The sequence below is a fragment of the Clostridium sp. CTA-17 genome, assembly GCF_054767895.1.
On sequence record NZ_BAAABF010000033.1, the window covers coordinates 1 to 397 of the forward strand.

A 397-nucleotide genomic window follows, 5' to 3' on the forward strand; every position below is an offset into this window, starting at 1 on the left:
AATATGGGGTGAGCGACGAGACTCGAACTCGCGACACCCAGAGCCACAATCTGGTGCTCTACCAACTGAACTACGCCCACCATATGGTGTACCTTAAGGGATTCGAACCCCTGACCCACGGCTTAGAAGGCCGTTGCTCTATCCAGCTGAGCTAAAGATACACATTGAAAACAAAATTTATTTTAATTAGTTTTAAATGTTTTGTCAAGCACTTTTTCGCTTAACTTTTGAAACATTTTGTGGAGCGGGTACCGGGAATCGAACCCGGGTATCCAGCTTGGAAGGCTGGTGTTCTACCATTGAACTACACCCGCATAATGGTCGGGGTGACAGGGATCGAACCTGCGACCTCATGGTCCCAAACCACGCGCGCTCCCATCTGCGCCACACCCCGAAG

General features: G+C 49.9%; 4 tRNA genes. All 4 read right to left on the reverse strand.

Going from position 1 to position 397, the window contains the following annotated elements:
• Nucleotides 1-4: 4 nt before the first annotated feature.
• The 4 genes from ACYUCG_RS15265 to ACYUCG_RS15280 all read right to left on the reverse strand — a co-directional run bounded on the left by ACYUCG_RS15265 (nt 5) and on the right by ACYUCG_RS15280 (nt 394).
• Nucleotides 5-80, reverse strand: a tRNA-His gene (locus tag ACYUCG_RS15265).
• 4 nt (nt 81-84) lie between these two features.
• Nucleotides 85-161: transfer RNA gene (locus ACYUCG_RS15270), tRNA-Arg, on the reverse strand.
• A gap of 79 nt (nt 162-240) precedes the next feature.
• Nucleotides 241-314, reverse strand: a tRNA-Gly gene (locus tag ACYUCG_RS15275).
• A 4-nt stretch (nt 315-318) separates the two neighbouring features.
• A tRNA-Pro gene (locus tag ACYUCG_RS15280) sits at nt 319-394 on the reverse strand.
• Nucleotides 395-397: the final 3 nt, after the last annotated feature.